At 65.0% G+C, this 10,581-nt stretch carries 9 protein-coding genes; all 9 read right to left on the minus strand.

Annotation, left to right across the window (positions count from 1 at the left end):
* Positions 1-426: 426 nt before the first annotated feature.
* Complete coding sequence (locus H5T65_12605) at positions 427-1,218, minus strand: peptidylprolyl isomerase (protein MBC7260077.1); 792 nt, start codon at positions 1,216-1,218, stop codon at positions 427-429.
* Positions 1,219-1,723: 505 nt separating this feature from the next.
* Positions 1,724-2,002 (minus strand): 30S ribosomal protein S18, encoded by a 279-nt coding sequence (locus H5T65_12610; GenBank protein MBC7260078.1) that lies wholly within the window; start codon positions 2,000-2,002, stop codon positions 1,724-1,726.
* A gap of 80 nt (positions 2,003-2,082) precedes the next feature.
* On the minus strand, positions 2,083-2,475 hold the full coding sequence (locus H5T65_12615) for a single-stranded DNA-binding protein (protein MBC7260079.1): 393 nt from the start codon (positions 2,473-2,475) through the stop codon (positions 2,083-2,085).
* A 52-nt stretch (positions 2,476-2,527) separates the two neighbouring features.
* Positions 2,528-2,818, minus strand: coding sequence for a 30S ribosomal protein S6 (gene rpsF, locus H5T65_12620; protein MBC7260080.1), 291 nt, complete (start codon positions 2,816-2,818; stop codon positions 2,528-2,530).
* A gap of 274 nt (positions 2,819-3,092) precedes the next feature.
* A complete protein-coding gene (gene ychF, locus H5T65_12625) occupies positions 3,093-4,190 on the minus strand; it encodes a redox-regulated ATPase YchF (GenBank protein MBC7260081.1) in 1,098 nt (365 codons plus the stop codon).
* A 12-nt stretch (positions 4,191-4,202) separates the two neighbouring features.
* On the minus strand, positions 4,203-4,817 hold the full coding sequence (locus H5T65_12630) for a transposase (protein MBC7260082.1): 615 nt from the start codon (positions 4,815-4,817) through the stop codon (positions 4,203-4,205).
* Between the two features lie 80 nt (positions 4,818-4,897).
* Positions 4,898-7,621, minus strand: coding sequence for an N-6 DNA methylase (locus H5T65_12635; GenBank protein MBC7260083.1), 2,724 nt, complete (start codon positions 7,619-7,621; stop codon positions 4,898-4,900).
* 103 nt (positions 7,622-7,724) lie between these two features.
* Positions 7,725-9,647, minus strand: a complete 1,923-nt coding sequence (gene mrdA / locus H5T65_12640; GenBank protein ID MBC7260084.1) for a penicillin-binding protein 2 — start codon at positions 9,645-9,647, stop codon at positions 7,725-7,727.
* Between the two features lie 43 nt (positions 9,648-9,690).
* Entirely contained in the window at positions 9,691-10,191 is a 501-nt protein-coding gene (mreD, locus tag H5T65_12645) for a rod shape-determining protein MreD (protein ID MBC7260085.1), read from the minus strand.
* Positions 10,192-10,581 lie beyond the last annotated feature (390 nt).

Genomic DNA, 10,581 nt, shown 5'->3' on the forward strand with positions numbered 1-10,581 from the left:
GGGCTGGGACTAGCCCGCAGGGCTTCGCCCCTTCAGCCCGATGCTTCAGCGTCGGGCGGGGTGCAGGCGCACCCGCGCGGGGCTAAACCCCCGCGCTGAGCGAACCAAGCCCCTTCGGGGCTGGGGATAGCCCGCAGGGCTTCGCCCCCTCAGCCCGATGCTTCAGCGTCGGGCGGGCATGCCGCGCACCCCACCCCCAGCCTTCGGCCGTCCCCCTCGCCGCCAGCGGAGAGGCGGAACGAGGGGGTGAGGTCAGCATGCCGCAGGGCTTCGCCCCTTCAGCCTGGCGCTTCAGCGTCGGGCCCAATACCCTTCGTGCCGATTCGTGTTATTGGTGGATGACAAGGGGGCCGGCCCCCAACAGAAAAGCGGGGAGCAAATGGCTCCCCGCTTCGCGTTTCGTTGCGCCGATGCGCTGTGGCCGGCCTACGATGTAGCCTCGGCCACGCGCGGCTTCTTGTCCGAGGACCAGTAGCGCCGCACCCGGTCCGAGTACCGCTGGGTGCTCAGCCAATCCTGGAGCGCGGTGGACTTGCGCTGTTCCAGAGTGGCCTCATCCAGCGGGTGGTTGGCATCCTTCTCCAGTACCTCAATGATGTGGTAGCCGTAGTCCGTCTTGACGGGGTCGCTGATCTTGCCGGGCTCCAGGGCGAAGGCCGCATTCTCAAACTCGGTTACCATGACGCCCCTGCCAAACCAGCCCAGGTCGCCCCCCTCATCTTTGTTGGAGTCGTCCTTGGACAGTTCCTTGGCCAGCGCGGCGAAATCCTCGCCCGCCTTCAGGCGCTCTATCACGTTCTTGGCCTCTTCTTCGGTGTCCACAAGGATGTGGCGCGCGTGCACCTGCTCCTCGGTTGTGGGCACGCGCTCGGCCAGCACGGCCTGGAGTTTGTCGCGCAAGAGTTGGATTTCAAACAGGGCGCGGAACTCCTGCTCGGTGAAGCCAAACTGCTGCTGGAGGTAGTCGCGCTGGCGGGTGTAGGCGCTCTGGAACTGGGCCTCGGTCATGACGGTCGGCGTCGGCTCGGGGGTAGCCGTTTCGGTTACCGTGGCCGTCTCCGTAACCACCTCGGTCGGCGTGGGCGTGGGCGGGTTCCGCTCAAACCCGAAGGCCTTTTCAATCTCGGCCTGCACTTCTTCGGGGGTAACGGTGATGCCCTCCTTGCGGGCCTCCTGGCGCACCAACTCGTCGTCAATCATGCTGTCCAGCACGGCCATGTCCAAGCCCATGAGTTGGTTCTTCAGTTGCTGAACCATCTGCTCGTAGTACTGGATGAGCATGGTATCGGTGTCGCTCTTCTCCGACTTCGCGTTGAGTTGGTCCAGTTCGGTCTGGTACTGCTGGAGCGTTGCGCTGGTATTGGCGTGCGCATAGCGCCAGTACTTCTGGTACAGCCGCGTGGAGATGGGCACACCGTCCACCGTGGCGATGGGCGAGTTGGGCTTGACGACGTACTCATAGATAGCGCCGTAGATCAGCACGCCGACAACAAGCACGGCCACCAGCGTGATGCCGATGATGGTGTTGCGTTCCCGCCGCCTCACCCTCGCGCTCTTGGCGATCTGCTTCTTGGTGAGTTGTTTCGGTTCAGCCGGCTGGGCCGGTTTTACCCTCTTTGCCATAAGTGGCCTCCCAGGGAAGGGTGTGCACGATTGCGCGAAGCGCCCGACGGGCCGCGGCAGCCTTCGCTATCCGCGTGCGGGCGCTTCGCGTCGCGTGGCGCTAGCGAAGATGCTCGGGACTGAACGGGATCAGCGCGAGATGCCGTGCGCGCTTGATCTCCCGTGCCACAACCCGCTGATGCTTCGCGCAAGTGCCTGCGCGGCGGCGCGGCTTGATCTTGCCGCGCTCCGTCAGGAAGAACCGGAGCGACTCCACGTCTTTGTATGAGATGCGCTTAGATGTATCGGTGCAGAACGGGCACGATGGGCGTCGCTTGCGCATCGGTTTGCGGGCGGTGAACCTACGCCGCGGCTGTTTCTCTTCCACGTTGTTCTCCATTTCCTCTCACTCCCAGATGTTCAGGGATTTGCTGGATGTACACGATAATGGTTGGCCTGGACTGCTGGGCACAGGGCACGCTACTCGGCGTCGTCGTAGAGGTCGTCGGGCTGGGCCTCCAGGCGTTCCACAGGGCCAGGGCGGTTGTCCAACATGATCATCTCTTTGGCCACCACCTCTACCGTCGTCTGCTTCTGCCCCGACTGGTCTTCCCAAGTGCGGGTCCGCAAGTGGCCGTCTATGTAGATGCGGCTCCCCTTGACCAGGTGCTGCTTGCAGATTTCGGCGAGGGGACCCCAGGCGACGATGTTGAACCATTCCGTGGCGTCGCGCCGTTCGCCATTGGATGTGATCCAGTTGCGCGTGCACGCCAGGGTGAATGTGGTGATGGGCTTGCCCGATGGCGTGTACTTCAGGTCTGGATCGCGCCCCAGATTCCCAATCAGAAGCACTTTGTTCAACCCGCGAGTCATACGCTCACCCCTTGCTGTTCACAGAAACCCAGGCTTGTTGGCGGTTACGGTCTCATTCGTCTTTGCGGACAACCAGATGGCGGATGATGTCTTCGTTGAGGCGAAGGCTCCGGTCCAACTCGGCAAGGCCGTTGGCGCCCATCTGGATGAGCATGAAGACGTAGTAACCTTCGGCGAATCTGCGGATGGGGTACGCGAGGCGTCGCCTTCCCCAGAGATCCGTGCTGGTAACCTCGCCGCCGGCGGCTTTGACGTAGTCGGCAACCTTGTCGGTTACCGCGGCAAAGCCTTCATCGTCCTTGTCGGGGCGGATTACGAAGGTCAACTCGTATTCGCGCTGCATGATCTTACCTCCTTTCCATGGGATTGCCCCAGGTCCGTGCGCCTGGAGCGAAAAGGCAAAAGCGCGGCCTGATGTTCGCCGCGCTTCCGGCGCGATGCCTTACTATACCACGATGGGCCGCTCTTGGCAAAAAAGGCCAGCGGCCAGCGGCCAGCAATCAGCAATCAGCCTTCAGCCGTCAGCGTTCGGCAGTTGCGGGCATGACGCGTTTGGCGAGGGCGGTAGTTGCTGCCAGAACCTGATCGCTGACGGCTAATTGCTACCCCCCCCACCCTCACACCGCAAACCGGAAGTGGATGATGTCGCCATCCTGCACCAGGTACTCGCGGCCCTCCAGGCGCAGCAGGCCGCGGTTGCGCGCCTCGGCGAAGGACCCCGCGCGCATCAGGTCGGGGTACGAGACGACCTCGGCGCGGATGAACCCGCGCTCCATGTCGGTGTGAATCTTGCCCGCCGCGACGGGGGCCGGGGTGTTCTCGCGCACGGGCCAGGCGCGCACCTCCTTGCCGCCGGTGGTGGTGAAGAACGTGATGAGCCGCAGCAATCGGTAGGCTGCGCGGGCCAGGCTCGCCAGCCCCGACTCGTGCAGGCCCAGTTCGGCGCGGTAGGCGGCGGCGTCCTCCGGCGGCCACTCGGCCAGGGCCGCCTCCAGTTCGGCGCAGATGACCACCACCTCGGCGCCCTCCTGCGCGGCGGCCTCGCGCACCGCCTCAGCCAGCGGCCCTCCCGCCGGGCAGTCGCCCTCGCCCACGTTGGCCACGAACACGCGCGGCTTGGCGGTCAGCAGGTTCAGGTCGCGGAAGGACTCCTCCTCTTTGGCGTCCACATCCAGCGTCCGCGCCGGCTTGCCCGCGCTCAGGTGCGCCATGGCCCGCTCGTACAGCGCGATGGGCACGGCGAAGTCCTTGGGCCGACCTTTGGAAGCCTGCCGCGCCTGCTCCAGCCGCCGCTCCACAGTGGCCAGGTCCGCCAGCATCAGTTCGGTGTCTATCACCTGGATGTCCGACCAGGGGTCCAGGCCGGCGCTCACGTGCGGGATGTCGGGGTTCTGGAAGCAGCGCACGACCAGCGCGATGGCATCCACGTTGCGGATGTGGCCCAGGAACTGATTGCCCAGCCCCTCGCCCTTGCTGGCCCCCTTGACCAGGCCGGCGATGTCCACAAATTCTACCGTGGCGGGGACGATGCGCTCCGGCTTGACGATGGCGGCGATGTCGGCCAGGCGCGGGTCCGGGACCTCGGCGATGCCGATGTTGGGGTCAATGGTGGTGAAGGGGTAACTAGCCACCGCCGCGCCCGCGCGCGTCAGCGCGTTGAACAGGGTGGATTTGCCCACGTTGGGCAGCCCCACGATTCCAACCTGAAGGGTCATGGCGTGCCTCCATTATCGGGAGCGTTTTCGTGCCGCCGCCGACGCCCACGCCTGCGGGCCGGGCCGGCGCGTCCCCACGGGAATGTCCGGATTTTCCGCGTCCCGTTCCCAAGTGATCGGGTTGTTCTGGATGTATTCGCGGATGGCGTTCCATTCGCGGTCGTTGCGGATGATGCGATCGTAGTAATTGCGTTGCCACACGGGCGCGCCCGGCGTCCCGCGCATTTCGTTGATGCGTCGCGTGCACGCGGATTTGAACGAACCGATGATCGCGCCCAGGGATTGCGGAATCGGGCCGCGGGGCCCGTCGGCCGTAGGGGCGACGCATGCGTCGCCCCTACCGCATGCATCGCCCCGAATCACAATGATCCCGTGCACGTGGTTCGGCATCACTACGAACGCATCCAATTCCACATGCGGATGATGGCGGGGCAAATCGCGCCAACACGCGGCGACGATTTCCCCGTATTCGTTCAGGCGCATTGTCCCGTCCGCCACGTCGCCGAACAGGGGCTGGCCGCCGTGCGTGCAAATGGTAACGAAATACGCGCCCGCGTCGCGGTAATCCCACCCGCGCAGGCGGATGGCACGGCGATGATGGATGTCCGGATCGTATCGCGTTGGCATCGCACGCGGTCCTTTCGTTGCGCATCGGGCCAGTCGGGCGCGTAGGGGCGTTTCCCGTAGGGCCGACGCATGCGTGGCCGCTACTCCTGCGCGGGCGATTGCCCCTCCACGATCGCAATCTCCTCGTCCGTCAGGCCGTACAACTGGTACACCAGGCGGTCAATTTCACGGTCGGTGCGGGCGATCTCGCGGGCCAGGTCGTGGCGGCGGTCCTCCAGCGCGGCCTCGGCCTCGGCGTGCTCGCGCTTCAGGTGCAGCATCCGTTCCACCAGCGCCACCATGCGGTCGTGCATCGCCCGCTCCGCCGGGTCCGACAGGTCCAGCGCGCGGATGGGAAGTGCAAGGACCTGGGTCTGATTGATTTGGGGAAATATCTTCTTGTACGCCGTCACACGTTTCTGGATGCACGCTGAAAGAAGCTTTGAGTTAAGCAAGGCCAGGACATACCGAATATCTGCTTCCGCAGATTCCAGCAACTGCACGTTGTAGACAGATTGCAGCGTTACATATCCGTTGGCGTCAAGGCCACACACAAGGTTGGCTCCGGTCTTCACTATGAGCAGCTTGGGTGCTTCGTAGTTCGTCCTAGGTTTTTGGACGTAAGCTTCGGGAACTACGTGGCGCGGAGCACCGACATAGTAGCGCCGAACGCACTCGCCAGCCAAGATGGGTAACATCCCTTCAGGGATTCTCCCACCCATCTTTTGTAGACTCTTCTTACCCAGCTCCTCACCGCGTGTCAACCGGGCGATTTCGCCAAGCTGAACAGACCGCATTTGTAATTTGGCCTCAATTCGCTGCCAATCGGATGTCTGTTCTAGAGCAAACTCACACCGCTGATTTGCGCGAACGGAACTCTGTAGCAAGTAGCCCACTGTCCTCGCCTCTGCTACTGTAACCAGATCGATGTTAATTCGCCACTGCTCTGGTGCCCGCTCCCGCTGGAACACAATGACCGCGCCAGACACAGCCGGATCGGTGAACACGCGCCCTACATGCGAGATGCTCACGATCCTACCATTAGCCAAAAGAAAGCGCCGAAGCAATTCGGGTTCGTCTCGTGCTAGAATTGCGTCCGGCACGATGTATCCATGATAACCTCCTGGCCTTAGGAGACTTACGCACCTTTCATAGAATAGCCAATACAGGTCGTACTGCCTCTTTGCGAGTTCATAGTGTTTCTCAAAGAACTCCTTCTGGTCTGGTGGAAGGTACTCACCGAAGACATACGGCGGGTTCCCGATCACCACGTCAAACCCGCCCTCGGCCATGACCTCGGGGAATTCCGTATGCCAGTTGAACGGGTGCATGTCCCATAGGGGCGACGCATGCGTCGCCCCTACGTCGTCCGAAATCAGGGAATTGCCCTGGCGGATATGGTCCAGCCTGGGCAGACGCCCACGCTCGTTGGCGGCCCGCAGGAGCAGGTTCAGTTGCGCCACCTCCACCGCCTGGGCGTCCAAATCCACGCCGTAGAGGTTGCGCGACAGGATTTCCATGCGGCGGGCGTGGGCGTGGAAGTCCGCCGCCCGGTTGTCCGCCCCTGCGTCGGGCACGGGTCGGTTCTGCCCGCGCGCGTTGGCAAGGAAGCGGTCCAGCACGTCAAAGGCCTCAATCAGGAAAGACCCGCTGCCGCAGGCGGGGTCCAGCACGCGGACGTTGCGCGCCCCCTCCAGCCCGCGCTCCTCCAACAGGCGGCCCAGCGTCTGCCGCACGATGTAACGCACGACGAATTGCGGCGTGTAGTAGATGCCCTGGGCCTTGCGCTTGGATTTCTTTGCCTCCAGTTCCACCACATCTTTGCCGCGCTCCTGGGCGGCGTGGCCTAGGTATTGCTCGTAGATGGCGCCCAGCACGTCGGCGTCAATGGCGTTGAAGTCGTAGGTGGTGAACTCATCGGGCTGGTAGAGGCCCTCAATCACCCGGACAAACGGCTCCGGCTCGCATTGCAGGTCCTCCAGCAGGTGCCGCTCAAACAGGCGGCTGTCGTACCACCCGTCGTACTCGCGGAACAGGGCCACGAGTCTGGGGATGAGGTCGTAGCGGCGGCGGTGCTGGATGGCATCCTTGTACTCGCGGGCCAGCCCGATGAGACGGCGCTCCTCAATCCCCCGGTCCTCCACGGTGCGGATGAACACCAGGCGGTCCAGAGTGCGCTGGACGGCCTCGTCAATCTGCTGCGGTGAACACGTGGGGTTGTACTGGCGCAGGTGGCGGTACAGTTCGCGCCGCCACTCCATCAGGTTGTCCAGCAACTGCTCGCCGACGGGCCGCTTGCGGGTGCGCTTGCCCCACCGCTCGGCCTCGCGGTCCAGGGTGTTGGCCTCGCAGGCCGGGCGCGACAGGTACCAGAGGCGGTCAAAGTCGCTCAGGTAGGTGTCGGCGGTGAACTCCAGGAAGATGGCCTGGCGGGGGTCGGCTTCGCGCACCTCGGCGTTGAACACCTTGAGGCCCTCAAAGTCGCACAGCACGGCCCAGGTAACGCCCTTGGTCCAGGCATAGTTGATGGCCTGCCGCGCGAATTCCGGGTCAGCCAGGTCGGCGGGGAGTTTCTTGGTCTCCAGGAAGAACTTCGGGATGCCGCCGATGCGGAAGGCGAAATCCACGAACCCGCGCGACACATTCTCTTCAGGGCTGACCTCGCTGGTGTTGTAGATATCCCAGCCCAGGGCCTGGAATAGCGGCAGGATGAATCCCTGGCGGGTGGCGGCCTCGTTGTAGTCCTTGCGCTGGCGCGGCGAAAGGGCCTTGTAGCGGGCGACCAGCCGCGCGATTTCCTGTCGGGCCGATTCGGGTGAGATCATGCGAGCCTCCCAACGTGCGGGCGGATGGTTGCCCGCCCATGCGATGTCGGGGGCATTATACCCGCCGGCAGGCCGCGATGTCAACGGCCGGACGCATGTGCCGCTACTCCGCCTGGAACCAATAGGACATCACCTCGCGCGCCAGAGGGGCGGCGGCGGTGGAGCCTTCCGCCGCGCGCTGTCCCCCGCCGTACAGGAACACCGCCAGCGCGATCTCCGGGTTCTCGTAGGGCGCGTAGGCGATGAACCAGGCGTGGGTGGGCAGGTGGCCCTCCTCATCGCGCGGGCCGGGGAACTCCGCCGTGCCGGTCTTGCCCGCCACGTTGATGGTCTTCAGCGCGGCGCGGTGGGCCGTGCCCCACGCCACCGCCGCCCGCATCCCTTCCTGCACCGTCCGCAGCGCGTCGGGGTCTATGTCCAGTTTGCGGATGACCTTGGGCGCGAACGGCCGCACCACCTTGCCGCTGGCATCCATCACCTCGCGGATCACTTGCGGCTGGTATACCGTCCCGCCGTTGGCGATGGTCGCCGCCACGTTGGCCATCTGGAGCGGCGTGGCCAGCACGAACCCCTGGCCGATGGCCATGTTGTACGTGTCGCCAAGGACCCACGACTCGGAATAGGTGAGCCGCTTCCAGTCGGGCGTCGGCACAAGCCCCGCCGATTCGCCCGGCAGGTCAATGCCCGTCTTCTCGCCCAGGCCCAACTGCTTCGCCCATTCGGCCAGTTTCTCCACGCCAAGCCCGCCCCGGTCCAGGTAGCCGCCGCCCGCGTTGTAGAAGAAGATGTCGCAGGAGTAGGCCAGCCCGCCGATGACGTTCAGGTCGCCATGGCCCCACTTCCACCAGCACACGAACCGCTGGGCCAGATTGGGGTCATCGGGGAAGAACTTGTTGGGCACCCACATCTCGCCCTCACAGCGGAACTGGGTCCGCGCAGTGATGACCTTCTCCTGAAGCGCGCCCGCCGCCGTGATGACCTTGAATGTGGAGCCGGGCGGCTGCGCGGCGGAGATGGCGTGGTTGACCAGCGGGCGACTCGGATCGTCCAGCAGCGCCTGGTAAGCCTTGGCATCAATCCCACGGGCAAACAGGTTGTTGTCGTAGTTCGGCAGGCTCACCATGGTGAGCACCTCGCCGGTCTGGGCGTTCAGCACCACCACCGCGCCCTGCTGAATGCCCCATTCGGCCAGGGTGCGACGCAGCGCATCCTCGGTGAACTTCTGCAAATCGGCGTCCAGCGCCAGCACGACCTGGTCGCCAGGGATGGCCGGCTGCCCCTCGCTCACGGTGCGCAGTTCGCGCCCGGCGATGTCCACCTCAATGTGCTTGCGCCCTGGCTCGCCGTGCAGGTACTCCTCGGCCACGGCCTCCACGCCCGTTAGTCCGATCTGGTCCGTGAAGATGTTGTAGCCTTTCGCCTCGTAAGCGGCGGCCTCCTCCGGTGGGATGGCGCCCGTGTAGCCGACGATGTGGGCCGTCGTTGCGCCGGTGGGGTACTCGCGCACCGGATCGGCCACCACCTGCACGCCGGGCAGGTCCAGGTGCTGCTCTTCAATGACGAAGGCCGTGTCTCGGTCCACATTGCGCTTGATGTAGATGGGCTGAAATGGGTTGTAGATGCCCTCGCGGAGCATGTCGGCGATGTTGGTGGGCTTGATGGGGCGGGGCAGGCGGTCGGGGAGCGTGCGCGCGCCTTCCTGGGGAAACGGGGGGATTCCCAGCAGTTGGCCCAGGCGGATGTACACGCGGCGGCGCGCTTCCTCGTCATCGGGCAGGTCCGCCGGCGTAACCGTTACCGCATACGAGGCCGTGTTCCGCGCCAGCACCACGCCCCAACGGTCGCTGATGATGCCCCGCAGCGGAGGGATGGACACCAGGCGGAAGCGGTTGCGCTCGGCCAGGGCGGTGTACTGCTGCCCGCTCACGATCTGCATTCGCCACAGGCGCGCTGTCAGAATCAAGAAGACGAGCACAATGAGCGCCCGAAATACGATCAGTTTCCCGCGGTCGTTCGTTTCCGTCATCGCGCCTGCCAGGAGATTCACGCTGCCCGCACGCGGGCCGCCGCTAGAACTCTATGCTCCGATCCTCAATCCTGTGGCTGAGCCATGCCAGCACCGGGAAGACCAGCAGGATGCCGACGATGTTGTAGGCCATCTCGGGCAGCACCGCCGTGGTCATCACCTCGCCGAAGCGGATGGGCCAGTCCAATAGTTTCATCACCCCCAGCGCGGCCAGGTTCGCCAACAGGGTATTGACGGCAACGGTGAGCGCCGGCATCAGGAAGTGGGTGCGAAAGACCTGGCGCTCGCCCAGGCCGGCGACGAGGCCCGCCAGGACCAGGCCGCCGGAGAACATGCCCAGCGGCACGCCGGCGAACAGGTCCAGCGCCAGCCCCGCGCCCAGCCCCCACCAGATGCCCTCGCCGGAGCCGCGCAACAGCCCCCATGCGGTTACGACGATGAGGGGCAGGTTGGGGCGCACGCCCAGGATGGCCAGATGCGGGGCGATGGCCGCCTGCGCCGCCGCCACGCCCACCAGGATTGCCGCCACCGCATAGGGATTCATCCGCTACCTCGCGCCGTTGTCGGTGCAATATTACCGCGGCGCGGCGGTTTGGGCAAACGGCCGCGCGGGGACGCGAACAGGGAGTTTGGAACACGAAACACGCGAAAGAGCACGAAAGGCGCAAAGCGAAATGCTCGCCCGACGCTGAAGCATCGGGCTGAACGGGCGAAGCCCTGCGGCATGCTGACCTCACCCCCTCGTGCCCCCTCTCCGCGTGCGGAGAGGGGGACGGCCGAAGGCGCGGGGGTGGGGTGCGCCTGCACCCAGCCTGACGCTGAAGCGCCAGGCTGAAGGGGCGAAGCCCTGCGGGCTGGGCCAGCCCCGAAGGGGCTTGGTCCGCTCAGCGCGGGGGGGTTAGCCCCGCGCGGCCATGCGCGGCCGCGACTTTCG

This window comes from Chloroflexota bacterium, from assembly GCA_014360805.1.
Taxonomy (GTDB): Bacteria; Chloroflexota; Anaerolineae; order DTLA01; family DTLA01; genus DTLA01.